The following is a 25,612-nucleotide window of genomic DNA, read 5'->3' on the forward strand; positions in this document are numbered from 1 at the left end:
TCGAGCCGGCCGATATGAATACTGATTTCTGGGGATGTCTCTTCGTCCGGTGCAAAGGGCCCGTTGATTGCATCGAGCGGCGATACAGTGTCTGCCACTGCCAGGTTCCCGGTGAGGCTAGTGGCCGGCTTGGTCGGCAGGAGCGGTTCCGGGGCAAGGTGCGGTGGTTCGCGGTGTTCCGGCTGAGTATGCTCGAGATCATCTCTGTGGCTGGGTATCTGAGGCCTGTATCCCGAGGGCTCTTGCAGGGGTGCGAGCGGTGGCCGTACCGACGGGGCTTCCGGCAGGAGCGGAGTGGGAACCGTTGGGGCAGTCAATATTGCGGGTGCTGCATCGCCGGTTTCTGGGCGCTTGGGGGTGATGGGGTGAGAGCCGCCTGGGCGCGCTTTGGATACCGTTGTTTGCAACGGCGCAGGTGCCGTTGGGGTTGTGCGTCGGTGCTGCTCAAGGGAGGCCGTTTTGGATTCAGTAGAAGAGGCAGAGGTAGGGCGTGGATCTTCCTCTTCGGATTCAGTTGACGGTGCAGGAGTTGGGTGTGCGCTTTGCTCGGCGTAACGTTCCTGAAATCCGGTCTCTCGGATGCCGGATTCGAAGCGGGAGGGAAGACGCGGACGGAGGCCCGCGAACGAATCCCCCGTCGCGCGGCCGACTAGCCTTTGCAGTACCTCGTTCATACCCGCCTCGCATGGGTCAGGTAGATCATGCGGCGGGCCGGGCTCAGCGACAGGATGTCACGCTGGGACCAGCCGAAGGCGGCGGCTAGCTCGGACACTTCACTCAGTAGCCCAAGTGCCGCCGCTTCAATCTCGGCCCAAACATGGGTTGCCACATCGAGCGTTTCCGACCAGTGGGCGCCGCATTCGGAACATGTGATTCGGATGGTAAGTTCCGCCGCGCTGGCTTCCTCCGCGATTCGCCGGTCGAGCGCCTCCGCCTCTGCCCCCACTACCTGGCGTACCGACAGCCGGGCACGGAGCGCCGAAGCCAATTTATCGGGCGATACACCACAGACGGCGGCCAAATCGCGGCTGGTCAGCGGCCGCAGCGTCCCATCCCCTGCGTTGGCCGGAGGGAGGATCTCGCACAGACTGTTTACGTCGAGTTCCATCTCCAGCTCGGTTCCGCAGTCGGGACAGGCAGTGCGAGCCGGGAGTGTCGGGCCAAAGGCGTCGGCGCGAATCGATAGCAATAGCCGGTCCCGTTCGGCAATCGGCAGATCCGCAGGATCACCATTTTCATGAGCACCTGCAGCCCACAGGATTGCCATGGCCCGGTCGAGCGGGCGTCGCATGACACCGGTCTCCCATGCCGCAAGAATGCCAGACGCAGCCAGTCTATGTTCCATCTGACCCCCTCCTTTTAGGACGCACCTATCCAGAGTCCAGCCAACCCCTTCCTTCAATCAGTCGATGGTCGGTTCTGCGGGTTCCTGCACCTCGACGTCGCGCGCCCAGCCCTCGTTCTCGAGCTTGATGGACTGGATGGCAACAGCATTGGCGTTGCTGTCGAGTTCCGGGAGGGCCTGAAACTCGGAGACCCAGCAGCGGAATACCTGGTAGGCGATCGCAAGCTGGCCGGCCTCGTTGTACATTTCGATGATGATGTCCTTGCGGAAGTCGGCAAGCGAACTCTCTGCACCAAGACCGGCGCCAAAGTTCCACACTTTATTTGCCCAGTTCTCAAATTCCGGATCGTGGGTGACACCGCGTTCCAACATGATCGGTTCGAACTTGGAGCGGCCGGGAGATTTCCGGTCCGTGGAGGGATCGCCGCCAACTCTATGTTCGACCACTTCGGTCGTGCGTTTTAGGGCGCCGACCTTGGAAATACCCGCGACGAAGCGACCGTCCCAGCGGATACGGAATTTGAAGTTTTTGTAGGGATCGAAACGCCGCGGATTCACACTGAATTCAGCCATGGGACTCTCTCCTCAGCTCTCAACCTGACCGGCTATTTGCTGGAGTTTGATGACCACGAATTCGGCCGGTTTGAGCGGCGCGAAGCCCACGTGGATATTGACGATTCCCAGATCGATGTCTGCCTGGGGGGTTGTGGTGGAATCGCACTTCACGAAATAGGCCTCGCGCGGAGAGGTTCCCTGGAAGGCGCCCTGCCGGAAGAGGCGGTTCATAAAGGAGCCGACCGCCAGCCGAATCTCCGCCCAGAGCGGCTCGTCGTTGGGCTCGAATACGGCGAACTGGGTGCCGCGGTAAAGACTCTCTTCAATGTAAAGTGCGGTGCGGCGGATGGGGATGTATTTCCATTCACTGGTGCGAGCGTCCGCGCCTACCAGCGTGCGTGCACCCCAGCTCACCGTGCCGTAGACGGGGAATGTGCGCAGACAGTTGAGGCCCAGCGGGTTGAGCACGCCGTTCTCCGGATCGGAGAGTAGATAATCGAGTGCTTGAACGCCCCGCAGCCCGGCCTCGATTCCGGCGGGGGCCTTCCAGATGCCGCGCCTGTTGTCCGTGCGCGCCCAGAGGCCGGCCATCAGTCCGGAATTGGGGAAAGAGCGGAGCCGCCCCTTTTGCAGCGGATCGGCCAGGTGAATACGCGGGAAATATGCTGCGGCGTTGTTGCTTTTCAGTGAAGTATTGGCACCGTCGTTGATCCAGTCCCGCGCCTCGTCGAGCGTGTCCACATTCGGGTCCATGTCGACGATCACCATTGACCGACGCTCCTCCGCATAGGTGATCGCCTCACCGAGCGCGGCAATATTATGCACACCGGGAATACAGAGGATGTTGACGATGTCGGCGTTTTCCAGTGCGTAAATCCCCGTCTTCTCCGCCCGGTTGCCAGTGAGTTGGGCGGTGCCCGTGGGTGGGTTGCCGTCGCTGCCGAGAGTGCCGGGCTGCTGGGCGGCCTTGCTTTCCCCGATTCCAGGCTGATAGGCGGTGATATTGACGAAGGTGTCCGTTCCGGAGAGCAGCAGGGCATCCGCGCCGTCGCCCTCGAAGGTGAAACCGAGCCCCGGAACCGAGGCGCTGGGAACAATGACCAGGGCATTGTCCACGACTTCCACGCGCGCGCCGGAAAAGGCAGGGATGGCACTCGCAGTGAGCCCCGCCTGTAATTGAGTGCGCGCTGCACCGAGAGTGGCGGGAACGGGGGTCAGGTTGATGGTGAGTGTTTCGATCGCCCCGCCGATGACGGCACCACTCGAATCTAGATTGACGAGGTTGACCGTTACGGGGTCGTTATCGGCCAGCCCCACTGTGCTGAAGTCTTCGATGCGTCCTCCCGTGGTACCCGAGGCGGCGGGGCGGGTTGCGGCGGCGCCGGCCACCTCGCGCCCGCCGTTGACCACCCCGAGGCCGAGCACCGCCGCCACGTTCTGAGAGGAGGCGTTGCGGAAGACGACGGATGAATGTCTGTTGCTGGTAGCTGACTGGCATTCCAGCACACCCGCGTTGTTGGTACAGGTGAAGCCGGTGACACCATCGATGGCGTTCACCTGCAGGGCGATCCGATCTGCCAGCGCGTCGACGCTGGCCAGATCATTTGCGCCGTCGAAGAGCCGGATTTCGGTCATTATGCCGCCGTCGACCGAGACGCTGAGCCGGCGGGTGTTCTCGGTCAGCGCGGTCACATCGGCATCTGTCAGTGTTATGCCGCTGACAGAGGTACCCGCCGTAGTGCCCGGCAGATCAGCGTCGGTAAGCTCAACCAGATTCGAGGCTGCATTGACCGTATCGGGGGCATAGGTCGCAGCGCGGTCATTCATGGACAGGTTACGGTGGGTCTCGGTCCGCAATGGCACCAGACGGCCGTTGCGCTCGCCCATCTCGGTAACGGTGAGGTTGAAAGTGTTGGCCGGGTCCGCCGTGGCGTGATCCACCATGAGCATCAGACTGTTGCCCCAAACGCCTTCACTCGACGCCGTGACGGTCAGGGTGAGAGTGCCGTCAGTCGTTTCCAGGCCGACGCTAGCGACCTCAGCGTTTTCGGCGATGCGCACGATCCAGCAGGTCCCGCCTCCGTTGAGGAAGAAATGGTTGACCGCGTAGGAGAGATCGCTGTCGACGTTCAGACCACCGAAACTGCGTTCGAAATCTGCAAAGCTGAAAATTTGCTGGGCCTTGTCCACCGGCCCTCGGCCCGTGTAGCCGACAAATGCCGCGATGGATGTTGGGACGCCAGCGATGGCACGCGACCCGCTGGGAACTTCTTCGATATAGACGCCGGGGTAGGTCAAGGAAGAAGGCATGACGCGGTTCCTCTCTCGGGAAAGTCACGGCGCTTGTTTATGGCAACAGCTCACCGCGCCGTAGTTCAAGACATAGTTCAAGAACACGGTGCTGCGCATGCAAGTGTGATTGATGCATGATTCAAGCTAGTAAGGGGAGGGGGGGAAATCCAGTAATTATTTCTCTAGGAAAGAAGGGTCTCATGGAGTGTCGGGATTGAGGGACATGTCGCAAGGTTTCATCGAGATGAAGCTTTTGTGGGAGAAAATAAGGCGACCCATCAAGAAAAGCTATATATGAGAGAAACAATGGAAAAGCATGAGCTATCCAGGAAGAAGGCAGGAAGCCTGTCCCCATGATCGCTTGTCGAGCCCTGATCGACGGCCGGGAACTGACTTGTTGTCGGCAGGGGGCGCCCATGGAGCCCCCTGCTGGTGACCGCTCCCGGTCGTCGAGGATCGCGGCCGCGGCGCTAGTAATGCGGTGGCACCTCGTCCTGTGGTGACGGTGCCGCCATATCGATCTCCTGCAGCGCCTGCTGCTGGTCGCGTAGCTTCTGCTGCATCACGCTGTTGATCCTCTCCAGCTGCATCAGGCGCTTCTCCTGTGCCGCCACCGCTTCGTCCAGCGTATCCAGCCAGTGCTCCTGATGGGCGATGCGGCTTTCCAGCGCTTCCAGTCGCGATAACAGCCAGGCGGACGTCTGATCGGGGCTCATGCTAGAATCGTTGCGCTGTGTGTCTCTGTTCATCGTGACACCTTCGTCGGGCGATGTGGCCGTGTGCCGTCTCGTCATCGGACATCCTGTTTCGTCGTATCACCATCACCATTTCACCACAACAAGTGAGCATTACGGATCCATGAATCGCAAGGTTATGTTTCGTTGCACTCTCATCAGTCTGCTGCTGGCCGCTCCGGCGCCACTGCTGATTGCCCTGTTCCTCTATTTCGCCGGAGGCGATACGTCGCGCCAGCTCCTCGCCACCCTGGAAGTCGGCGGTGTCGCGGCGGTCTATCTCGCTACGCTGGTAGCCGTCTTCCTGCTGCTGCTGGTAGCCACGCTATTCGTGCATGGCGTGAGCCCACGGCTGGCTGCCATCGCCGATGTCGAGAATGACGATCGCGAGATCGGCGAGGTCAAGTGGTTCAATGTCAACAAGGGGTACGGTTTCATCAAGCGTGACAGCGGGGAGGACGTCTTCGTGCACTTTCGCGCGATTCGCGGCCGTGGGCACCGAACCCTGGCCGAAGGACAGAAGGTGCGCTACTACGTGATCGAGAATGAGCGGGGGCTTCAGGCCGACGACGTCACCGTCATTACTTAGGCGGAGAAAAGCGGCTGCGCTCGGTCATACTGCGTTAAAAATCGACTTAAAGTACTCATTTACTAAAGTAAACTCCGTCTTTGGGCTCGCGACATCCCTGTCGCTCGCTCTTCGAGCAGCGGAGCTGCCCAAATCGGCTTCCTGCCGATTTGTCGTCGATTTTTGCCTTGTGACCCACATGGATGTGGGAAATGCGAAGGCCCGTAGGGAACGGGCCTAGCCCTGACCTTCGCTCACCGGCTTTCGCGAGGTTTATGGTGCCGCTCGGCAGCTTCTTGTGCCTACTTGATTTGCTGTATGCAATGACATCGCCCCGCCTGTTCCGGAAACAGGCGGGGCGATGTCGTTTGGGTCACTGGCCGGAGTCGGGCCATTCGATGGCCGCTTCGTTGCCGTCAGGCAGCACCTGCCAGAAGCGGTCGGGGTCGTCACCGGGCTGCCAACTGCCCAGCGAGCAGCGCACTTCGCAGCCGAGGCGAGCGGCGGCTTCCCTTGCGCAGTCGCAGTCTCGAGCCCAGGGCGTATGGGCGCTGTCGAACCACAGGCTGGCGTAGCCGTCGGCGGCTTTCTCCACCAGCAGTACCGGCACGCCATGGCCGTCGTGGTGGCCACGGGTCTGCCACTGGCTGCGGCCTGCCGCGCTCAGCGGAGGGCTGTCCAGCCGCTCGCCGAGCCAGGCATTCAACGCGTCCAGCGGGGCCTTGGCCAGGTAGATCTCGATATCCGGGTAGTCAGTCATGCGAAACCTCGGGGCTGGGCGGTGCCGTTGACGAAGAGCTTGGCGAGGATCGCTTCGTAGATCCGGCTAAGATCGTCGAGGTCGGTGGCTCGCACCTGTTCGTTAGCCTGGTGGATGGTGGCGTTGCGAGGCCCCAGTTCCACGACCTGACTGCCCAGGGTGGCGATGAAGCGCCCATCGGAGGTCCCGCCGGAGGTCGAGAGTGCCGGCGTGCGGCCGAGTACGGTCTCGACCCCTTTCAGGGCGGCTTCCACCAGTTCCCCTTCGGGTGTGAGGAAGGGCTCGCCGTTGAGCGTCCAGTCGATATGGTATTCGATGCCGAAGCCGTCGAGGATAGCGGCGGTACGCTCGCGCAGCTGCCCATGGGTCACTTCGGTGGAGAAACGGAAGTTGAAGATCACCTCCACGTCACCGGGAATCACATTGGTGGCACCGGTGCCGGCGCGAATATTCGATATCTGGAAGCTGGTGGCGGGAAAGAAGTCGTTCCCCGCGTCCCAGTGCTCCTGCACCAGGGCGTCCAGTGCCGGCATCGCCTGATGGATGGGGTTGCGCGCCAGATGTGGGTAGGCCACGTGGCCCTGCTTTCCCCTGACGTGCAGTACGCCGCCCAGCGAGCCGCGCCGACCGTTCTTGATCACGTCGCCCAGTACGTCGGTGGAGGAAGGCTCGCCCACCACGCAGTAATCGAGTCGTTCGTTGGTTTCGCGCAGGTGCTCGACCACGGCACGGGTGCCATCCACCGCCGGCCCTTCCTCGTCGGAGGTGATCAGAAAGCCGATCTTGCCGTGGTGGTCGGGATGAGCTGCGACGAAGCGTTCGGCCGCGGTGATCATCGCCGCCAGGCTGCCTTTCATGTCGGCGGCCCCGCGGCCCCTGAGCATTCCCTCGTCGTCGATACAGGGCTCGAAGGGCGGATAGTCCCAGTGCACGTGAGGGCCGCTCGGTACCACGTCGGTATGGCCGGCAAAGGCGAGCACCGGGCCATGATGACCGCGTGTCGCCCAGAAATTCTCCACGTCACCGTATGGCAGGCGCTCGACATGGAAGCCGATGCGCTCGAGCCGTTCGATCATCAACGCCTGGCAGCCGAGATCGTCGGGGGTCACCGACGGACGGCGGATCAGCTCCATGGCCAGCGCCAGTGTCGGAGAGAGGGGTTCAGTTGTGGGCATGCAGTGCCTCGTTGAGTGCGATGGCACTCTTGTTGGTGAGGCACTCGATGCGACCGTTCTGTGAGTTGCGACGCAGCAGCAGGTCGTCATGGCCGGCGAGCTCGCGGGCGGCCACGGTCTTGACCTCCTGGTTCTGGTCGTCGAGCAGGGTGACCTTGGCCCCGGCGGTGATGTAGAGCCCGGACTCGACGGTGCAACGATTGCCCAAGGGAATGCCGATACCGGCGTTGGCGCCGATCAGGCAGCCTTCGCCCACCTTGATGACGATATTGCCGCCGCCGGAGAGTGTGCCCATGGTGGAGCAGCCGCCGCCCAGGTCGGAACCTTTGCCGACCATGACGCCGGCGGAGATGCGACCCTCGATCATACCCGGGCCTTCGGTGCCGGCATTGAAGTTGACGAAGCCTTCGTGCATTACGGTAGTGCCTTCGCCCAGGTAGGCTCCCAGGCGCACTCGAGCGGTGTCGCCGATGCGCACGCCGGTGGGCACCACGTAGTCGGTCATCTTGGGGAACTTGTCGACACAGTCCACCGAGAGGGCGCGTCCCTCCAGCCGCGCCTTGAGACGGCGGGCGGGCAGCTCCTCGATATCGATGGGGCCTTCGCTGCTCCAGGCGATATTGCGCAGCAGGCCGAACATGCCGGTCAGGTCGAGCTGGTGCGGCTTCACCAGGCGGTGCGACAGCAGATGCAGCTTGAGATAGACCTCGGGTGCGCTCTGCGGTGGCAGGTCGCTTTCCAGGAACATGGCGACCAGCGGTCGCTGGCTGGCGGCAAAGGCGTCGACCAGCTCCGCCTGGGCGGTGTGGCCGGCGGCCTTGAGGGCTTCTCCCAGCGCGGCACAGTGCTCGGGCAGGAAGCTGATCGCAGCATTGCCGGCAGGAACGTCGAGCACCTTGCTGACGGCGGCGATCAGGCTGTCGTCGGGATTGAGCAGGGGGGCGGGATAGTAGATCTCCAGCCAGTCGCCCTGGGTGTTCTGGGTGCCGATTCCGAGAGCAAAGCTCAGCATGATGTTTCCTCGTGTCAGGTAAGGGTAGGTCGGCGTCAGCCTTTCAGGGCGTCATAGTCGCCGTCGCGATAGCCGAGAATAATGTCGTCGCCGGTATCGAGCAGTGGTCGCTTGAGCAGCGTGGGGTTGGCCATGATCAGCGCACGGGCCTTGTTGGCGTCGATCGCCTTCTTGTCCTCTTCGGGAAGGTTGCGCCAGGTGGTGCTGCGCCGATTGAGCGCTTCCATCACCGGTACACGCTCGAGGATATGCTCGAGCAGGGCCGCCGAGAGGCCGTCCTCGCGCAGGTCGTGAACCTGATAGGGCAGGCCCTTCTCATCCAGGGCCTTGCGCGCCTTGCGGCAGGTATCACAGTTCTTGATCACGAAAAGGGTAAGCATCATGCCCTCCTTTCAATGAAGCGGCGAATGCGTTGCGCGGCTTCTGTCGTGGGCTCGAGCTCGGCTACCAGTGCCAGGCGTAGGCGCCCTGCACCGGGATTGTCGCCATGGGCCCCCTCGCGACCCATATAGGAGCCGGGCAGCACGCTGACATGTTCCTCGGCGAACAGCGCCCGGGTAAAGGCCTCGTCGTCGCCCCCCGGCACCGCGGGCCAGAGGTAGAAACTCGCCTCGGGGGCCGGGAACGCCATGACCGGTGCGAGTATCTCGGTGACGGCGGCGAACTTTTCGCGATAGGCGTCACGGTTGGCGCGCACATGGATTTCGTCGTTCCAGGCAGTGATCGAGGCGTGCTGCAGCGGCAGCGACATGGCGCAGCCATGGTAGGTGCGGTAGCGCTTGAAGGGGGCGATCAGCTCGGCGTCGCCGGCGACGAAGCCGGAGCGCAGCCCCGGCAGGTTGGAGCGCTTGGAGAGCGAGTGGAACACCAGGCAGCGGCGGTAGTCGTGCCGGCCCAGGGCGGCGCAGGCCTCGAGCAGCCCCGGCGGCGGCGCGCTCTCGTCCAGGTAGAGCTCCGAGTAGCACTCGTCCGAGGCGATGATGAAGTCGTGCTGATCCGCCAGGGCAATGAGTGTCTTGAAATCATCCAGCGGCGTCACCGCGCCGGTGGGGTTGCCCGGCGAACAGAGGAAGACGATCTGTACCTCGCGCCAGGTCTCGGCGGGCACGGCGTCGAAGTCGGGGCGAAAGCCGTTCTCGGCCCGACAGTCCAGGTAGAGCGGCCGGCCACCGGCAAGCAGGGTGGCGCCCTCGTAGATCTGGTAGAAGGGGTTGGGTACCGCGACCCGGGCCGGGCGCGAGCGATCCAGCGCGGCCTGGACGAAGGCGAAGATCGCCTCCCGGGTGCCGTTGACCGGCAGCACCTGGTGCTCGGGATCGAGCCCCTCGAGACCGAACCGGCGGGTCGCCCAGTCGGCGATGGCGCCGCGCAGCTCGGGCATGCCGGCCGTGGCCGGGTAGCGGGCCATCTCCGGCAGATGGTCGTTCAGCGTGGCCAGTGCCGCGGCGAAGGGGGCGTGCTGCGGCTCGCCGATGGTCAGCGGAATGTGCACGAGCCCTTCGGGTGGCGTCACGCCGGCCTTCAAGGCGGCGAGTTTCTCGAAGGGGTAGGGCTTGAGGGCGTCGAGGTCGGGATTCATCGGTGTCCAGGGCGCCGTGGGCCGGCGTCGTATTTGCGTTGTGTTGCAGGGCACGGTGCTAGGGGCGTGCGGGCAGACCGTCAATTATAGGGAAGGCCCCGGCTTGCCTCAAACCCGCTAGCCGGAAACGTCCAGGACCTCGATGAGCCGCTCGCGCAGGCGCTGCTGGCGCTCGGGGTCGGTGATTGGCCGACCTCCCTTGTCGGTGATGAAGAAGACGTCCTCGACACGCTCCCCCAGGGTGGCGATCTTGGCCGCCGAAAGGGCGATGTCCTGCTCCATGAAGATGCGCCCCACCCGGGCCAGCAGGCCGGGGCGGTCGGGGGCGGTGAGCTCCAGCAGGGTGCGCTCATTGGCCGGGTCCTGCTCGATCAGCACTTCCGTGGCGACATGGAAGTGACGCAGCTGGCGCGGAGTGTGCCGGGTGACGATCTGGGGGTAGTCGTCCGGATCGTCGAGCTCCTCGACCAGATGGCGGCGAATGGCCTCGATGCGCTCGGCATCGCGGATCGACTCGCCACGGCTGTCGAGCACGATGAAGGTGTTGAGCGTCCAGTCATTGCTTGAGGTGGCGATGCGGGCGTCGTGGATGGAGAGCCCCAGTTGCTCCATGGCGGCGGCGGTGGCGGCGAACAGGTCGTCCACCGAGCGGGTGTGGATGAACACCTTGGTACCGCCGTCGGACATGTCGTCGGCGGGGGCGCTGATCAGGATCAGCGGCAGCTGAGACTCGGCGTGGGCGAGAATGCCCATGGTCTGCCAGACGATCTCGCTGGGGGCATACTGCAGGAAGTAGTCCTCGCCCAGGGATTCCCAGAGCCGGTCGACCCGGGGCAGCTCTGCGCCCACCGAGGCCAGCAGCGAACGCGCTTCGCCCCGGGTCTCGCGTACCCATTCCTCGCGATCCAGCGGGTTGTCGAGACCGCGGCGCAGGGCGCGCTTGGTCTCGGCGTGGAGCTGACGCAGCAACGAGGCGCGCCAGCCATTCCACAGCGTGGGGTTGGTGGCGTTGATATCGGCTACCGTCAGCACGTAGAGGTGATCCAGACGCGTTTCGTCACCCACCACCCGGGCAAAGTCGCGAATCACATCGGGGTCGGTGATGTCGCGCTTCTGGGCCACCATCGACATCAACAGGTGGTTCTCCACCAGCCAGACGACCAGCCGCGTGTCGCGCAGCGTCATGCCGTGCCGCTCGGCGAAGCGCTCCACGTCGCGTGCACCGAGAAGCGAGTGGTCGCCGCCACGGCCCTTGCCGATATCGTGATAGAGGCCGGCAATCCACAGCAGCTCGAGCTTGGGCAGCTGATGAATCAGGGCAGCCGCCACAGGGAATTCGTCCCGGGCATCGGGTTCGCGGAAGCGCTGAATGAACTTCAGCAGGCGCAGAGTGTGCGCATCCACTGTGTAGATGTGAAAGAGGTCGTGCTGCATCAGCCCCACCGCCTGGCCGAACTCCGGCAGGTACTTGCCCAGCACGCCGTAGCGGTTCATGCGCCGCAGCTGGCGCGCCACGTTGCCGCCGGAGCCGAGCAGCGACATGAACAGGTTCTGGTGGCGAGCATCGTCGCGGTAGAGGTCGTCGATTTGATGCCGATGGTCGCGGATCAGGCGGATGGTGTCGGCGCGGACCCCCTCGATCTCGGGATGTTCCGCCATCAGCAGGAACAGCTCGAGCAGGGCGGAGGGGTGCTCGCGAAACACGGCACGGCTGCGGGCCTGGATATAACCGCCGGCGATCTCGAAGCGCTCGTTGAGCGGTACCGACTCCAGGCGCTCGCCGCTACGCAGGATCGCCTCGTCGAAGTGCTGCAGCAGCATGTCGTTGAGCCCGGCAAGCGCGGTGACGTGGCGATAATAGCGTTTCATGAACTGTTCGACGGCCAGGCGCTCGGGGGTGTCGCGGTAGCCGAACAGTTCGGCGATGGTGCGCTGATGATCGAACTGCAGGCGGTCCTCGGCGCGATCGGTCAGCATGTGCAGGGCATAGCGCACCTGCCAGAGGAAGGCCTGGCCCTGGCTCAGGATGCGCAGTTCGGCGTCGTTCATGAAGCCGTTGGCCACCAGGTCCTCATAGCGCTGGCTGCCGAAGTGGCGCTTGGCCACCCAGCCGATCATCTGGATGTCCCGTAGTCCGCCCGGCGAACTCTTGATGTTGGGCTCCAGGTGGTACTCGGAGTTGTTGAAACGGTGATGGCGAGTGATCTGCTCCTGCCACTTGGCCTCGAAGAACTGGTCGGCGGGCCACATGCGCTCGGCGGCGATGCGGGCCTTCATGGCGTCGCGCAGCCGTTCAGGGCCAGCCAGGGTGCGCGACTCCATCAGGTTGGTGATCACCGTGATGTCGCCTTCGGCCTCGCGCTCGCAGTCGGGGAGCGAACGCACGCTGTGGCCGATCTCCAGGCCGATGTCCCACAGGAAGGTGATGAAGTCCGTCAGCGGTTCCCGGTAGGGCTCGTCGTCGTCGTGCTCCAGCAGCAGCATCAGGTCGACGTCGGAGTGCGGATGCAGCTCGCCGCGACCGTAGCCGCCCACCGCCAGCAGCGCCACGCCGTCGTCGGGCCATGTCTGCAGCGCCCAGGCGATGGCGAGCAGGCGGTCGAGACACCAGGCGCGGCCATGCACCAGGTCGCGAATGTCGGCACCGGCACGGAAGCGTTCGTCGAGACGGGCCTGGATGTCGCCGAGCGCCGTCTTGAAGGGCGCGATGGGCGAACGGTTGCCGGTCAGTTCGCTGCGAAATGTCTCGGCATCGAACAGCGACTCATCCGGCGCAAATCGGTAGTGGTGCAGGAGCATGGGCGATCGACTCAGTGGTCGAGGAAGGCGAGATCTTCTTCGCCACGGGCAGTCAGCACCTCGACGCCGGTTTCGGTGACCAGCAGCGTGTGTTCCCACTGGGCGGACAGGCTCTTGTCCCGGGTCACGGCGGTCCAGCCATCGCGAAGCACCTTGGTCTGATGCCCGCCGACATTGATCATCGGCTCGATGGTGAAGCACATGCCGGCTTTCAGCTCGGCGTCGGCCTCGGGAGCGTAGCCGTCATAATGCAGCACCTGGGGGTCTTCATGGAAGGTGGCGCCGATGCCGTGGCCGCAGAAGTCGCGTACCACCGAATAGCCGTTGGCCTCGGCGTGCTGCTGGATGGCACGGGCAAGCTCGGAGAGCCGCGCGCCGGGGCGGACCAGGGCGATGCTGTGGTAGAGGCACTCCTGGGTGACCCGGCACAGGCGCTCGCCCTGGATGCTCTCGCCGACGATGAACATCACGCTGGAGTCGCCGTGATAGCCGTCGGCCGTCTTGACGGTGACATCAATGTTCATGATGTCGCCCTTCTTCAGCTTCTTTTCGCCATCCGGGATGCCATGGCAGACCACATGATTGATCGAGGTGCAGATCGACTTGGGGAAACCGTGGTAGTTGAGCGGGGCCGGTGTGGAGCCCAGCTCGTTGACAATATAGTCATGGCACAGGCGGTCCAGCTCGCCGGTGGTGACACCGGCCTTCACGTGTGGCGCGATCATCTCCAGCACGCTGGCGGCCTGACGGCCGGCTTCGCGCATCATCTCGATCTCGTCGGGCGTCTTGATGGGAATGTTCATGGGGTCTCGGTTCTGAGGGGTTGTCGCGCCCGGCAAATGGCGGGTATACGCGGCGGGCGACTTCATCTCGTCGGCGAACTATGGTATAAAGCCGCGCGCTATCCTGCAATCGTCGACCCTCCATCAGGGCCGTGGCTCGGCCGAGAGTCGACAGCAGTGAGAGCGTGATAACGAGGCGCATACCGCGTTTCGACAACATAGCCTTGAAAAACACACACGCACCGGCACATGGTCCCGGGTGCTGCCGCGGCGTCGCCTCGGTAGTCGGATCCATGGGGTGCGTGGAGGCCTAACCCGATTTTCAGGAGTCATCATGGCACACGTCAATATGCGCGATCTGCTGAAGGCAGGCGCTCACTTCGGTCACCAGACCCGTTACTGGAACCCGAAGATGAGCAAGTTCATCTTCGGCGCCCGTAACAAGATCCACATCATCAACCTCGAGCACACCCTGCCGGCCCTCAATGAGGTGATCGACGTGGTCGAGAAGATGGCCGCGTCCAACAACAAGATCCTGTTCGTTGGCACCAAGCGCAGCGCCAGCAAGATCATCAAGGAAGAGGCCAACCGTGTCGGCCATCCGTTCGTCAATCACCGCTGGCTCGGCGGCATGCTGACGAACTACAAGACCATTCGTCAGTCAATCAAGCGCCTGCGCGACCTCGAGACCATGCGCGAGGACGGCACCTTCGAGAAGCTGACCAAGAAAGAGGTCCTGATGGCGACTCGCGAGCAGGACAAGCTCGAGCGTTCCATCGGCGGTATCAAGGAGATGGGCGGCCTGCCCGATGCCCTGTTCGTCATCGACGTCGATCACGAGCGCATCGCGATCAACGAAGCGAACAAGCTGGGCATCCCGGTCATCGGCGTGGTAGATACCAACTCCGACCCGGACGGCGTCGACTACGTGATCCCGGGCAACGATGATTCCATCCGCGCCATCCAGATCTACGTCAAGGCGATTGCCGACGCTTGTGGTCGTGCGAAGGAAGGTCGGCCGGACGAATTCGTCGAGGTCACCGAGGGCGAAGGCGGCGACGCGACGGCTGCCGCTGCCGAGTAAACGGCGAGCCAGCCGGGCAGGCTTGCCTGTCCGGGCGGGCCGGGGCTGTTGCAGCCACGCCCGCTCTCCCGCCCCGGCATCGCTGGGGCGGGATTCCACCGGGCCCCCAGGGTCCGGCGCACTTATTCCCAAGTCGAACCGATCCAGGGTTCAACTATCAAGAGGTGAATACCATGGCAGCGATCAGCGCCTCCCAGGTCAAGGAACTGCGCGAGCGTACCGGGCTCGGCATGATGGAGTGCAAGAAGGCACTTACCGAGGCCGATGGTGATATCGAAGTCGCCATCGAGAACCTGCGCAAGAGCTCTGGCCTCAAGGCCGCCAAGAAGGCAGGCCGCACCGCCGCCGAAGGCGCCGTGGTGACTCGTGTCGCCGAAGACGGCAGCTACGGCGTGGTGGTGGAGATCAACTCCGAGACCGACTTCGTCGCCCGTGACGATAATTTCAAGGCTTTCGCCGACAAGATTGCCGGCGCCTTCTTCGCTGCCAAGAGCGAAGACGTGGCAGCGGTGATGAGCGGGGAGCTCGAGACCGTTCGCGAGCAGCTGGTACAGAAGATCGGCGAGAACATCAGCGTGCGTCGCTGTGCGGTCGTCGAGGCCGCCGAGGGCGGGCTGGTGGGCGAATACGTCCACGGCGGCCGCATCGGCGTGCTGACCGAGCTCAAGGGAGGCAACAGCGAGGTGGCCAAGGATGTCGCCATGCATGTGGCAGCGATCAATCCGTCGGTGGCGCGCCCCGAGGACATGCCCCAGGAAGAGCTCGACAAGGAAAAGGCAATCATCCTGGCCCAGCCCGACATGGCCGGCAAGCCTGAGCAGATTGCCGAGAAGATGGTCGAAGGCCGTCTCAAGAAGTACCTGGCCGAGAACAGCCTGACCGAGCAGCCCTTCGTCAAGGATCCCAACCAGAGCGTGGCCGAGTTCGTCAAGGCCGCGGGTGGTGAGGTTCTCGGTTTCATCCGCTTCGAGGTGGGTGAGGGCATCGAGAAGGAAGAGGTCGATTTTGCCAAGGAAGTCATGGAACAGGCTGGCCGCAGCTAAGGTCAGAGGTTCCAGTTCGAAGAACGGCGTGCGCGCGAGCGCACGCCTTCTCGTATCCGGCCGTCGCGTCGGCCGAAGTAGAAAAGCTTCATCCCCTTGCGCCCAGGAGAGTTGCCATGCCCACAACCGAACAGGTCGATAGTACCGCCCAGCCCCGCTCCGACAAGTCCCGCAGTGAAAAATCCAAGTACAAGCGCATCCTGCTCAAGCTCTCCGGTGAGGCCCTGATGGGCGAACACGACTTCGGGATCGACCCCAAGGTGCTCGACCGCATGGCGCTGGAGATCGGGCAACTGGTCGGCATCGGCGTGCAGGTGGGTATCGTGGTCGGTGGCGGCAACCTGTTCCGTGGCGCCGCACTCAACGCGGCGGGCATGGATCGCGTCACCGGTGACCACATGGGCATGCTGGCCACGGTGATGAACGCACTGGCCATGCGCGATGCGCTGGAGCGTTCCAATATCCGCTCCCGGGTCATGTCGGCGATTCCCATGAGCGGGGTGGTGGAACACTACGATCGGCGTACCGCCATTCGCTACCTGACCTCCGGAGACGTGGTATTGTTTTCCGCCGGAACCGGCAACCCATTCTTTACCACCGACTCGGCGGCTTGCCTGCGCGGCATCGAGATCGACGCCGACGTGGTGGTCAAGGCCACCAAGGTGGACGGGGTCTACGACAAGGACCCGGTGAAGCACGCCGATGCGGTCAAGTACGACAAGCTGAGCTACGACGATGCGCTGGACCAGAAGCTCGGCATCATGGATTTGACCGCCATCTGTCTCGTGCGGGACCATGACATGCCGGTTCGCGTCTTTAACATGAACAAGCCGGGCGCCCTGCTGAACCTGGTGATGGGCGGCAAGGAAGGCACGCTGATAGACAGAGGTTGACACTGTGATCGATGACATCAAGAAAGATGCTGAAAGCCGAATGAAGAAGAGCCTCGAGGCCCTTCATGGCAACTTCAACAAGATCCGTACCGGGCGTGCTCACTCCAGCATCCTCGATTCGGTGACGGTGGACTATTACGGTAGCCAGGTGCCGCTGAGCCAGGTGGCCTCGGTCAACGTGGAGGACGCCCGGACACTGAGTATCGTGCCGTGGGAGCAGGGCATGGTGCCCAAGATCGAGAAGGCGATCATGACCTCCGATCTGGGCTTGAACCCGGCAAGCGCCGGCACTGTGATTCGCGTTCCCATGCCGATGCTCACCGAGGAGACACGCAAGGGCTACATCAAGCAGGCGCGTGCCGAGGCCGAGCACGCCCGCGTGGCGGTCCGCAATGTGCGTCGCGACGCCAATGGCGACTTCAAGTCCCTGCTCAAGGAGAAGGAAATCTCCGAGGATGAGCAGCACCGGGGTGAGGAGGCCATTCAGAAGCTGACCGACAAGTACATTGCCGAGATCGACAAGCTGCTGGAAACGAAGGAACATGACCTGATGCAGGTCTGAGGAGCGCCGGGCGGACGACTCCGCTACGGGGGCTTCCGCCAGGCTCCGCCCATTCCATTGCGAGACATCATGACGTCAGCGCAGACCCCAGATTCCCAGGTGCCCCCGAGTGCACCCGGTGGAGACGTGCCGCGACATGTGGCGATTATCATGGATGGCAACAATCGCTGGGCACGAGCGCGTGGGCTCTCCGGTGTGCGTGGCCATCGTGCCGGCGTCGAGGCCGTGCGAGCGGTGATCCGGCGTGCCGCGGAGCGGGGCGTGGAAACGCTCACCCTGTTCGCCTTCTCCAGCGAAAACTGGCGACGTCCAGAAGCCGAAGTGCGTGCCCTGATGGAGCTGTTCCTGATCGCACTGAAGCGTGAAGTGAAAAAGCTCCACGCCAACGGTATCCGGCTCTCGGTGATCGGCGACCGCTCCGCTTTCTCTTCCTCGATTCAGAAATACATAGTCCGGGCCGAGGCGATGACGCGGGACAACACCCGCATGCATCTGGTGGTGGCAGCCAATTACGGTGGTCACTGGGATATCACCGGGGCTGCCCGTCGCCTTGCCGAGCGAGTCGCCAGGGGGGAGCTCGACTCCGCCGACATCACCGAGAAGAGCGTGGAGGCCGAGCTCTGCCTGGCCAACGAGGCCCCGGTGGACCTCTGCATTCGCACCAGCGGCGAACAGCGTATCTCCAATTTCCTGCTGTGGCAGATGGCCTATGCCGAACTCTACTTCACGCCATTGCTGTGGCCCGACTTCGATGGCGAGGCCCTCGACCTGGCTATCGACGACTTTCGCCGTAGGCAGCGCCGTTTCGGTATGACAGACGAACAGATCGAGGCCCAAGGTGCTTAGACAGCGAATCATCACTGCGGCCTGGCTGGCGCCGCTGATGCTGGCTGGCCTGTTTGGCCTGCAGGGCGGCGCCTTCGCCGCCTTTACCGCTGTCGTCGTGCTGCTGGCAGCCTGGGAGTGGACCAACCTCGCCGGGGTGACGGAGCCGAGCCGACGCCTGGCGCTGGTGGCCGGCCTGGCCGTATTGCTGCTGCTGCTCTGGGCGACAGGCGCCATGCTGGCCGTCTGGCCGCTATGGCTGGCGCTGGTGGGGTGGTTGGCCAACCTCTACTGGGTGGTTCACTACCCCGGCAAGGGCGAGCAGTGGCAGTCGACACTGCGTCGGCTGGCCATGGGGCTGTGGGTGCTGCTGCCGGCCTGGGTTGGCTTCAACATCCTGCGCGACACCGGTGCGGTATGGCTGCTCTTCGTCCTGCTGCTGGTCTGGGGCGCCGATATCGGCGCCTACTTCAGCGGCCGCGCCTGGGGGCGGCGCAAGCTGGCCCCCCGGGTCAGCCCCGGCAAGTCCTGGGAGGGGGTGCTCGGCGGTCTTGCCGTTACCCTGCTGCTGGCGCTGGTATTCGCGGTCTGGCAGGGCCTGGGCGCGGCCGGCGGTGTGGCACTGGTACTGGCCACCGCCGTGGTGACCCTGGTCTCGGTGCTCGGCGACCTGGTGGAGAGCATGCTCAAGCGCTACCGGGGCATCAAGGACTCCAGCAATCTCCTGCCTGGGCATGGTGGTGTCCTCGATCGCATCGACAGCCTGACGGCGGCGGTCCCGCTGTTTGCGCTGCTCTCCCTTGGAGTCCTGTAGGGTGGGCGCGGTGGCCATGGCGAAACAAGGTCGTCGGCTGGCTGTCACGGTGCTCGGCGCGACCGGCTCGATCGGTACCAGCACGCTGGATGTCGTCGCCCGTCATCCCGAGCGCTATCGGGTTTACGCCCTTACGGCCCATCGCTCACGCGAGGCGCTGCTGACACAGTGCCGGCGTCACCGGCCAAGGGTGGCGGTGCTGGACGGAGAGGAGGATGCCGCCTGGCTGCGTCGGGAACTTGCCGAGGCCGGGCTGCAGACGGAGGTGCGCGCCGGCGTCGAGGCGCTGGTCGAGGTGGTCGAGGCGGATGAGGTGGACGTGGTCATGGCAGCCATCGTCGGTGCCGCCGGGCTGCTGCCGACCCTGGCGGCGGTGCGTGCCGCAAAGCGGGTGTTGCTGGCCAACAAGGAGGCGCTGGTGATGTCCGGCGCCCTGTTCATGGATGAAGTGGCCCGGCATGGCGCCCTGCTTTTGCCGATTGATTCCGAACATAATGCCATCTACCAGTGTCTACCCCACGAGCATCGCGGTGGCCTGGGGCAGCACGGCGTCACCCAACTGCTGCTGACCGCCTCTGGCGGGCCCTTCAGGGGCTGGACGCCGGAGGCGCTGGCGACGGTCACACCGGAGCAGGCCTGCGCCCACCCCAACTGGTCCATGGGACGCAAGATTTCCGTGGACAGTGCCACCCTGATGAACAAGGGGCTGGAGCTGATCGAGGCGTGCTGGCTGTTCGATGCGCGCCCGGAGCAGGTGCAGGTGGTGGTGCATCCCCAGAGCGTGATCCACTCCATGGCCGCCTACAGCGACGGGTCGGTGCTGGCGCAGCTGGGCAACCCCGACATGCGCACCCCCATCGCCTACGGCCTGGCCTGGCCGGAGCGGATCGATGCCGGGGTCGAGGCCCTCGACCTGTTCCAGGTCGCACGGCTGGACTTCGAAGCGCCGGACGAGGCGGCCTTTCCCTGCCTGCGCCTGGCTCGGGAGGCCATGGTGGCGGGGGGGACGGCACCGGCGGTGCTCAACGCGGCCAACGAGATCGCGGTGGATGCCTTTCTCGCCGGTCGAATGGGATTTGCCGGCATCGCCGAGCTGGTCGAGAGGACGCTGGCATCGCTGCCGATGGAGCCGGCCACCGACCTGGGTACCATCATGGAGGCCAATGCGCGGGCTCGCCATATGGCCAGCGACTGGTTGAAGCGTCGTTGAGCCAACCACCGGTGCCATCCGTCATCATGTTACCTAGAAGGAGGCTGACTTGGGCCTGATTCAGAATGTGCTGGCCGTCATCGTGGTGCTGGGCCTGCTGGTTACCTTCCACGAATACGGTCATTACTGGGTGGCACGGCGCTGTGGTGTCAGGGTGCTGCGCTTCTCGGTGGGCTTCGGCAAGCCCATCTGGTCCCGTGTCGACCGCAACGGTACCGAGTTCGCCATCGCCGCCATTCCGTTGGGCGGCTATGTCAAGATGCTCGACGAGCGCGAGGCCCCGGTACCCGACGATCAGCTCGATCAGGCTTTCAATCGCAAGTCGGTGTGGCAGCGTATCGCCATCGTGGCGGCCGGGCCGCTGGCCAACTTCCTGCTCGCCATCGTTGCCTACTGGGCCCTGTTCGTCGCCGGGACCACCACCGTGGCACCGGTGGTCGGCGATGTGGCGATCGATTCACCGGCCGAGCGAAGCGGCCTGCGCAGCGGTCAGGAAATCGTCTCGGTGGAGGGCGACGCGGTGCGCTCCTGGGACGACATCAACCTCCGCCTGATCGCCCGTATCGGCGCCAGTGACGAGCTGTCCTTCCAGGCGCGTGGCGATGCCAGCGAGGAGGCCCGGGAGTATCGGCTGCCGGTGGAGAATTACCTGGTTCGCCAGGACCCGCCGCAGCCGCTGGCGACCTTGGGTATCACGCCCTGGCAACCACCGTTTCCGCCCAGGCTGGGGCAGGTCATCGACGGCGAGGCCGCCGCCCGGGCCGGGTTGCAGGCAGGGGATGAGATCCTTGCGGTGAACGGTACGCCGGTCGGCGACTGGATGGATTTCGTCAATATCGTGCGTGCAAGCCCCGGTGAGACCCTGGCCCTGGAGGTGACGCGTAACGGCGAACAGTTGAGCCTGACGATGGTGCCCGGTGAAACAGAGCTGGAAACCGGCGTTTCCATCGGCTACGTTGGCGCCGGGGTGGAGAGCGTCGAGTGGCCAGAAGAGTATCGGCGCGAGATTCGCTATGGCCCCGTGGCAGCCCTTGGGCAGGCGGTGGAACGCACCAGTGACATGACGCTCTTGACCCTGGGGGCTATCCGCAAGATGCTGGTGGGGCTGATCTCACCATCGAACCTGTCCGGACCCATCACTATCGCCCAGGTGGCTGGTGATACGGCTCGCACCGGTCTGGAAAGCTTCGTCAGCTTTCTGGCTTACCTGTCGATCAGCCTGGCAGTGCTAAACTTGCTGCCCATTCCGGTACTCGACGGCGGCCACCTGCTTTATTATTTCGTGGAAGTGGTCCGTGGCCGGCCGGTTTCCGAGCGGACCCAGGCGATGGGACTGCGTATTGGTTTGGCGCTGATAGCCACGCTGATGTTGATGGCGCTCTATTTCGATCTGATGCGTCTCTGGTAGCGAGCGACTCTACCCCCGAACGGGGGCACAGGGATAGGTGGAGCCCGACTCCAACCTTGTCAGTCACCCGCACAAATGTATATGGTGCCTGTCTGGACAGGCAGGCGGATCAACGCGAGCGAAGCGACTGCATGAATATCAAGACCCTCGGACTGGCGGCTCTGCTGCTGGCCGGTTCCAATACGGTGCTGGCCGAATCTTTTGAAGTGACCGACATTCGCGTGGAGGGGCTGCAGCGGGTTTCCGCCGCTTCCGTCTTCAACGCCTTCCCCGTCAGTGCCCGTGATCGGGTGGACGACCGCGAACTGGCCGAGGCGACACGCAGCCTGTTTGCCACCGGCCTGTTCGATGACATCCAACTGGCCAGGGACGGCGACGTGCTGGTCATTCAGGTGGTGGAGCGTCCCACCATCTCGCGGCTCAATATCAGCGGCAACCGCCAGCTCTCCGAAGAGGACCTGCGTCGCGGTCTACGCGAAGGTGGGCTCGCGGAGGGGCAGGTCCTGCAGCTCTCGACCCTGGAGGAGATCCAGCGCGAGCTGGAGGGGGTCTACCAGGCCCAGGGTCGCTACAGCGCACGCATCGATACCAGCGTGCGTGAAATCGACGAAGGGCGAGTCCAGGTCGATATCGACATCAACGAAGGTACCGTGGCCAAGATCCGCCAGATCAACGTCGTCGGCAACCGGGACTTCGACGATGACGAACTGCGCGACGTCTTCGAACTCAACGACCGCCCCGGCCGTTTCTTCGGCTGGTTCTCCAGAGACGAATACTCCCGCGAGGCGCTGGCCGGCGACCTGGAGCGACTGCGCTCCTTCTATCTCGATCGCGGCTATGTGAACTTCGCCATTACCTCCACCCAGGTATCGATCAGCCCGGACAAGTCCCGGATCTTCGTCACCGTCAATATCGACGAGGGACGCCAGTATCGTCTGGGCGACATTCGCTTCGCCGGAGACCTGCAGATCAGCGAGCGTGAAGCACGTGACCTGCTTCAGGTGGAAAGCGGCCAGATCTTCTCGCGCAGCGATGTCACCGCCTCCACCGAAGCCCTGCGTTCGCGCCTGGGTGCCGAAGGCTTTGCCTTCGCCCGGGTCGACGGTGTGCCGGAGCCCGGCGCCGACGGCTCGACGGTGGATCTCACCGTGATGGTGGAGCCGGGGCAGCGTGCCTACGTGCGACGCATCAACTTCACCGGTAACACCAGTACCCAGGACGAGGTGCTGCGCCGCGAGATGATCCAGATGGAGGGCGCTCCCGCCTCCACCGAATCGATCAGTCAATCGCGCCGCCGCCTGGAGCGCCTGGGCTTCTTCAGCCAGGTGGAAGTGGATACCCAGCCGGTGGCGGGTGAGCCCGACAAACTGGATGTCACCTATACCGTCGAGGAGCAGCCCTCCGGCTCGGTGTCGGCGAGCATCGGTTTCTCCCAGAGCGCCGGTGTGATCTACGGCGCGGCGCTGGCCCAGAACAACTTCCTGGGAACCGGCAACCGGGTCAACATCGGCGCCCAGCGTAGCGATACCTTCACCAGTCTCAACTTCGGCTACACCGACCCTTACTGGACGCTGGACGGCATTTCGAGGGGCTACAACCTGTTCTATCGTGAGACCGACTATGCCGATTCGGATATCTCGACCTTCTCCACCGACGCCTACGGTGCCGGCATCAACTTCGGCTACCCGATCAGCGAACTCTCGCGGCTCAACTTCGGCGCCAGCCTCGAAGACCTGACGGTCAAGACTTACCGCGACACCCCCTCGGAGATCGTGCGCTACGTCGACGAGCAGGGCGGCGAGGCCCAGAGTCTCAAGCTCACCGCCAGTTGGACGCGCAACAACCTGAACCGTGGCATCATGCCCACGTCGGGCAACTACCAGCGCCTGTCGCTGGAGACCGCGGCGCCGGGCAGCGACGCGGACTATTACAAGCTGCGGGCCAGGGCGCAGCAGCTGTTTCCCTTGAATGAGGAGGAGACCTGGGCGCTGAAGTTCGGAACCTCACTGGGCTATGCCGACAGCATTGGTAACGATCCGTATCCCTTCTACGAGAATTTCTTCGCAGGTGGCCTCGGCTCGGTACGCGGTTTCACCGGCAACACCCTGGGCGAGCGCACCACGCCACGTGAAGGCGGACGGGATCGCACCCTGGGCGGCAACGTGCTGGTCGAGGGTAGTGCGGAGTTGCTGTTCCCGATGCCTTTCATCGAGAACCAGCGGTCGCTTCAGACCGGTTTCTTCCTGGATGCCGGCAACACTTTCCTGACCAGCTGTTATCCGGTGGTCGACGGCGATGGTCCCTCGAACTGCTCCTCCGGTGTCGATCTTGGCGAGCTGCGCTACAGTGCCGGTATCGGGCTCTCCTGGCTGACTCCGGTGGGCCCGCTGACCTTCAGCGTCGCCGAACCGCTCAACGACAAGAGCGGCGATGATACCCAGTTCTTCCAGTTCTCACTGGGTCAGACATTCTGACCCGATCAAGGAGTCGTTCATGCGCAAGTTGACCGCCATTCTCTGTATTGGCCTGTTCGGTGCCTTGGCACTGCCGGCACATGCCGCCGAGGTCGCCGTGCTGGATTGGCGGCAGGCGCTGCTTTCGTCCGATGCTGCCCAGCGCTCCATGGAGCAGCTGGAGAGTCGCCTTCGCGGCCAACAGCAGGAGGCCCAGGCACTGGGTGAGGAACTGCAGAACCTGCAGCAGCGTCTGCAGGGGGGCAGTTTCTCCGATGCCGAGCGTCAGACCATGATCGAGGAATTCCAGCAGAAGGGAAGCCGCTTCGAGCAGCTTCGCCAGCAGATCATCGAGGAGCAGATGCGTTCGGAGCAGGAGTTCCTGCAGCAGTCCGAGCCGAAGTTGGAGCAGGCGGTGGAGCAGGTTATTTCCCGTCACGGCATCCAGGTGCTGGTCGACCCCCAAGGGGTGGTTCACTCGGAGTTCGAGCTACCGAACCTGACCGGGGAAGTGACCGACATCCTCAATTCGCTCAACTGATCCGTCACAGCGGCTTGCCGCCGTGCTTTGCTGAAACAACCGGGCTTTCATGACGCAACCTGCTCCCCCACAATTCACCCTCGCCGATCTCGCCGAACAGCTCGGAGCGCGGCTGGTGGGTGACGGTACGCGCCGCGTTTCGGGATTGGCAACCTTGCAGGACGCCGGCCCCGAACAGGTCGCCTTCGTGGCCAATCTCTCCTACCTGAAGAGTCTACAAGACACCCGCGCCGGTGCCGTTCTTCTGCATCCTGAGCACGCCGGCGAATGCCCGGTGGACCGTCTCGAGCTCGACAACCCCTATCTCGGCTATGCACAGCTGTCGCGGCTCTTCGATCCGTTGCTGGCCCGGCCGGTCGGTGGCATCCACCCGTCGGCCGTGGTGGCCGAAGACGTACGGCTGGGGGCTGGGGTGGAAATCGGTCCCCAGGCAGTCGTCGAGACCGGCGTCGAATTGGGCGATGAGGTCGTGATCGGGCCGGGTTGCGTGGTGGGGGCGAATTCGCGTATTGGTGCCCGGTCACGGCTCCACCCCAACGTGACCGTCTGCCACGGTGTGGTCATCGGCGAGCGCGCCATCCTGCACAGCAACTGCGTCATTGGTGGTGATGGCTTCGGTTTCGCCCATGACGGAAAGCGTTGGCACAAGATCGCCCAGCTGGGCGGCGTGGTGCTAGGCGACGACGTCGAAGTTGGCAGCAGTTCCAGCATCGACCGCGGTGCGCTTGAGGACACTGTGATCGGCAACGACGTCAAGATCGACAGCCAGGTGCAGATTGCCCATAACGTACACATCGGCGACCACAGCGCCCTTGCAGGCTGTGTCGGTATTGCCGGTTCGACCCGGGTGGGGAACAATTGCATGTTGGGCGGTGGAGTGGGGCTCGCGGGTCACCTGACGATCTGCGACGGTGTTCAGGTCACCGGGATGAGCCTGGTGACCAACTCGATTCACGAGCCAGGGGTCTACTCGTCGGGTACCGGTGCGATGCAGAACGCACAGTGGCGCAAGAATGCGGTGCGCTTCAAGCAGCTCGACGATATCGCTCGCCGCCTGGCCAAGCTCGAAAAGCGCAACCAGGAGGGTTGAGACGGAGACTGGCGACGCTATAATCCATCGCCTGCCTTTTTCTCCCTGCAGGCATTTCGGAAAGCCGGATGCACATGCTCATGCTGCT

Annotated in this window: 23 protein-coding genes; 12 read left to right on the forward strand and 11 right to left on the reverse strand. The window is 63.7% G+C overall.

Annotated features, from left to right (window positions below; translation table 11 throughout):
* Positions 1-670: 670 nt before the first annotated feature.
* The 4 genes from DU505_RS11440 to DU505_RS11455 form a co-directional block, all read right to left on the reverse strand.
* Positions 671-1,345 (reverse strand): T4 family baseplate hub assembly chaperone, encoded by a 675-nt coding sequence (locus tag DU505_RS11440; RefSeq protein ID WP_114479117.1) that lies wholly within the window; start codon positions 1,343-1,345, stop codon positions 671-673.
* Between the two features lie 57 nt (positions 1,346-1,402).
* The gene (locus DU505_RS11445) at positions 1,403-1,918 is read right to left on the reverse strand and encodes a phage tail protein (protein ID WP_114479118.1); all 516 of its coding nucleotides are present in this window, start codon (positions 1,916-1,918) and stop codon (positions 1,403-1,405) included.
* 12 nt (positions 1,919-1,930) lie between these two features.
* Positions 1,931-4,210, reverse strand: coding sequence for a phage tail sheath family protein (locus tag DU505_RS11450; protein WP_114479119.1), 2,280 nt, complete (start codon positions 4,208-4,210; stop codon positions 1,931-1,933).
* A gap of 452 nt (positions 4,211-4,662) precedes the next feature.
* On the reverse strand, positions 4,663-4,941 hold the full coding sequence (locus DU505_RS11455; protein ID WP_422667019.1) for a SlyX family protein: 279 nt from the start codon (positions 4,939-4,941) through the stop codon (positions 4,663-4,665).
* Between the two features lie 109 nt (positions 4,942-5,050).
* On the opposite strand from DU505_RS11455, the gene DU505_RS22985 reads away from it, so the two are divergent.
* Entirely contained in the window at positions 5,051-5,515 is a 465-nt protein-coding gene (locus DU505_RS22985; RefSeq protein ID WP_114479121.1) for a cold-shock protein, read from the forward strand.
* Positions 5,516-5,867: 352 nt separating this feature from the next.
* Here DU505_RS22985 and DU505_RS11465 read toward each other — a convergent pair whose 3' ends face one another.
* The 7 genes from DU505_RS11465 to map form a co-directional block, all read right to left on the reverse strand.
* On the reverse strand, positions 5,868-6,254 hold the full coding sequence (locus DU505_RS11465) for a hypothetical protein (RefSeq protein ID WP_114479122.1): 387 nt from the start codon (positions 6,252-6,254) through the stop codon (positions 5,868-5,870).
* The gene (gene dapE / locus DU505_RS11470; protein ID WP_114479123.1) at positions 6,251-7,429 is read right to left on the reverse strand and encodes a succinyl-diaminopimelate desuccinylase; all 1,179 of its coding nucleotides are present in this window, start codon (positions 7,427-7,429) and stop codon (positions 6,251-6,253) included. Before dapE ends, DU505_RS11465 begins: the two co-directional genes overlap by 4 nt.
* Complete coding sequence (gene dapD, locus DU505_RS11475) at positions 7,416-8,441, reverse strand: 2,3,4,5-tetrahydropyridine-2,6-dicarboxylate N-succinyltransferase (RefSeq protein WP_114479124.1); 1,026 nt, start codon at positions 8,439-8,441, stop codon at positions 7,416-7,418. The genes dapE and dapD overlap by 14 nt, the downstream gene beginning before the upstream one ends.
* 35 nt (positions 8,442-8,476) lie before the next feature.
* Complete coding sequence (locus DU505_RS11480; protein ID WP_114479125.1) at positions 8,477-8,821, reverse strand: Spx/MgsR family RNA polymerase-binding regulatory protein; 345 nt, start codon at positions 8,819-8,821, stop codon at positions 8,477-8,479.
* The gene (gene dapC / locus DU505_RS11485) at positions 8,821-10,020 is read right to left on the reverse strand and encodes a succinyldiaminopimelate transaminase (protein ID WP_114479126.1); all 1,200 of its coding nucleotides are present in this window, start codon (positions 10,018-10,020) and stop codon (positions 8,821-8,823) included. Before dapC ends, DU505_RS11480 begins: the two co-directional genes overlap by 1 nt.
* A gap of 117 nt (positions 10,021-10,137) precedes the next feature.
* Entirely contained in the window at positions 10,138-12,819 is a 2,682-nt protein-coding gene (locus DU505_RS11490; protein WP_114479127.1) for a [protein-PII] uridylyltransferase, read from the reverse strand.
* A gap of 11 nt (positions 12,820-12,830) precedes the next feature.
* Positions 12,831-13,622: a type I methionyl aminopeptidase gene (gene map / locus DU505_RS11495; protein ID WP_114479128.1), complete on the reverse strand. Its 792-nt coding sequence runs from the start codon at positions 13,620-13,622 to the stop codon at positions 12,831-12,833.
* 313 nt (positions 13,623-13,935) lie between these two features.
* Between map and rpsB the strand changes: the two genes are divergently transcribed.
* From rpsB to lpxD, 11 genes are all read left to right on the forward strand, one after another.
* Positions 13,936-14,685, forward strand: coding sequence for a 30S ribosomal protein S2 (gene rpsB / locus DU505_RS11500; protein ID WP_114479129.1), 750 nt, complete (start codon positions 13,936-13,938; stop codon positions 14,683-14,685).
* A gap of 173 nt (positions 14,686-14,858) precedes the next feature.
* Positions 14,859-15,728 (forward strand): translation elongation factor Ts, encoded by an 870-nt coding sequence (gene tsf / locus DU505_RS11505; protein WP_114479130.1) that lies wholly within the window; start codon positions 14,859-14,861, stop codon positions 15,726-15,728.
* A 116-nt stretch (positions 15,729-15,844) separates the two neighbouring features.
* Positions 15,845-16,621 (forward strand): UMP kinase, encoded by a 777-nt coding sequence (gene pyrH / locus DU505_RS11510; protein WP_114479131.1) that lies wholly within the window; start codon positions 15,845-15,847, stop codon positions 16,619-16,621.
* 4 nt (positions 16,622-16,625) lie between these two features.
* Positions 16,626-17,183: a ribosome recycling factor gene (frr, locus tag DU505_RS11515; protein ID WP_114479132.1), complete on the forward strand. Its 558-nt coding sequence runs from the start codon at positions 16,626-16,628 to the stop codon at positions 17,181-17,183.
* A 69-nt stretch (positions 17,184-17,252) separates the two neighbouring features.
* On the forward strand, positions 17,253-18,029 hold the full coding sequence (gene uppS, locus DU505_RS11520) for a polyprenyl diphosphate synthase (RefSeq protein ID WP_114479133.1): 777 nt from the start codon (positions 17,253-17,255) through the stop codon (positions 18,027-18,029).
* The gene (locus DU505_RS11525; protein ID WP_114479134.1) at positions 18,022-18,822 is read left to right on the forward strand and encodes a phosphatidate cytidylyltransferase; all 801 of its coding nucleotides are present in this window, start codon (positions 18,022-18,024) and stop codon (positions 18,820-18,822) included. Before uppS ends, DU505_RS11525 begins: the two co-directional genes overlap by 8 nt.
* Positions 18,823-18,838: 16 nt before the next feature.
* Positions 18,839-20,032 carry a 1-deoxy-D-xylulose-5-phosphate reductoisomerase gene (ispC, locus tag DU505_RS11530; protein WP_114479206.1) on the forward strand — a complete coding sequence of 398 codons (1,194 nt, stop codon included), beginning with the start codon at positions 18,839-18,841 and terminating at the stop codon, positions 20,030-20,032.
* Positions 20,033-20,081: 49 nt separating this feature from the next.
* Complete coding sequence (gene rseP / locus DU505_RS11535) at positions 20,082-21,440, forward strand: sigma E protease regulator RseP (protein ID WP_114479135.1); 1,359 nt, start codon at positions 20,082-20,084, stop codon at positions 21,438-21,440.
* Between the two features lie 131 nt (positions 21,441-21,571).
* A complete protein-coding gene (gene bamA / locus DU505_RS11540; RefSeq protein ID WP_245947905.1) occupies positions 21,572-23,914 on the forward strand; it encodes an outer membrane protein assembly factor BamA in 2,343 nt (780 codons plus the stop codon).
* Positions 23,915-23,933: 19 nt separating this feature from the next.
* Positions 23,934-24,434 carry an OmpH/Skp family outer membrane protein gene (locus tag DU505_RS11545; protein WP_114479136.1) on the forward strand — a complete coding sequence of 167 codons (501 nt, stop codon included), beginning with the start codon at positions 23,934-23,936 and terminating at the stop codon, positions 24,432-24,434.
* 49 nt (positions 24,435-24,483) lie between these two features.
* Complete coding sequence (lpxD, locus tag DU505_RS11550; RefSeq protein ID WP_114479137.1) at positions 24,484-25,524, forward strand: UDP-3-O-(3-hydroxymyristoyl)glucosamine N-acyltransferase; 1,041 nt, start codon at positions 24,484-24,486, stop codon at positions 25,522-25,524.
* The last annotated feature ends 88 nt before the right edge of the window (positions 25,525-25,612 follow it).

It is taken from the genome of Billgrantia montanilacus (assembly GCF_003336675.1).
Taxonomy (GTDB): domain Bacteria; phylum Pseudomonadota; class Gammaproteobacteria; order Pseudomonadales; family Halomonadaceae; genus Halomonas; species Halomonas montanilacus.

Bases quoted from the DNA above. Each gene is read 5' to 3' on its own strand.
- lpxD (WP_114479137.1), top strand. From the start codon at position 24,484: ATGACGCAACCTGCTCCCCCACAATTCACCCTCGCCGATCTCGCCGAA.
- bamA (WP_245947905.1), top strand. From the start codon at position 21,572: ATGAATATCAAGACCCTCGGACTGGCGGCTCTGCTGCTGGCCGGTTCC.
- DU505_RS11465 (WP_114479122.1), bottom strand. From the start codon at position 6,254: ATGACTGACTACCCGGATATCGAGATCTACCTGGCCAAGGCCCCGCTG.
- DU505_RS22985 (WP_114479121.1), top strand. From the start codon at position 5,051: ATGAATCGCAAGGTTATGTTTCGTTGCACTCTCATCAGTCTGCTGCTG.
- DU505_RS11480 (WP_114479125.1), bottom strand. From the start codon at position 8,821: ATGCTTACCCTTTTCGTGATCAAGAACTGTGATACCTGCCGCAAGGCG.
- uppS (WP_114479133.1), top strand. From the start codon at position 17,253: ATGACGTCAGCGCAGACCCCAGATTCCCAGGTGCCCCCGAGTGCACCC.
- DU505_RS11440 (WP_114479117.1), bottom strand. From the start codon at position 1,345: ATGGAACATAGACTGGCTGCGTCTGGCATTCTTGCGGCATGGGAGACC.
- DU505_RS11445 (WP_114479118.1), bottom strand. From the start codon at position 1,918: ATGGCTGAATTCAGTGTGAATCCGCGGCGTTTCGATCCCTACAAAAAC.
- rpsB (WP_114479129.1), top strand. From the start codon at position 13,936: ATGGCACACGTCAATATGCGCGATCTGCTGAAGGCAGGCGCTCACTTC.
- dapC (WP_114479126.1), bottom strand. From the start codon at position 10,020: ATGAATCCCGACCTCGACGCCCTCAAGCCCTACCCCTTCGAGAAACTC.
- DU505_RS11450 (WP_114479119.1), bottom strand. From the start codon at position 4,210: ATGCCTTCTTCCTTGACCTACCCCGGCGTCTATATCGAAGAAGTTCCC.
- dapD (WP_114479124.1), bottom strand. From the start codon at position 8,441: ATGCTGAGCTTTGCTCTCGGAATCGGCACCCAGAACACCCAGGGCGAC.
- DU505_RS11490 (WP_114479127.1), bottom strand. From the start codon at position 12,819: ATGCTCCTGCACCACTACCGATTTGCGCCGGATGAGTCGCTGTTCGAT.
- ispC (WP_114479206.1), top strand. From the start codon at position 18,839: ATGGCGAAACAAGGTCGTCGGCTGGCTGTCACGGTGCTCGGCGCGACC.
- tsf (WP_114479130.1), top strand. From the start codon at position 14,859: ATGGCAGCGATCAGCGCCTCCCAGGTCAAGGAACTGCGCGAGCGTACC.
- map (WP_114479128.1), bottom strand. From the start codon at position 13,622: ATGAACATTCCCATCAAGACGCCCGACGAGATCGAGATGATGCGCGAA.
- dapE (WP_114479123.1), bottom strand. From the start codon at position 7,429: ATGCCCACAACTGAACCCCTCTCTCCGACACTGGCGCTGGCCATGGAG.
- pyrH (WP_114479131.1), top strand. From the start codon at position 15,845: ATGCCCACAACCGAACAGGTCGATAGTACCGCCCAGCCCCGCTCCGAC.
- DU505_RS11545 (WP_114479136.1), top strand. From the start codon at position 23,934: ATGCGCAAGTTGACCGCCATTCTCTGTATTGGCCTGTTCGGTGCCTTG.
- DU505_RS11455 (WP_422667019.1), bottom strand. From the start codon at position 4,941: ATGAACAGAGACACACAGCGCAACGATTCTAGCATGAGCCCCGATCAG.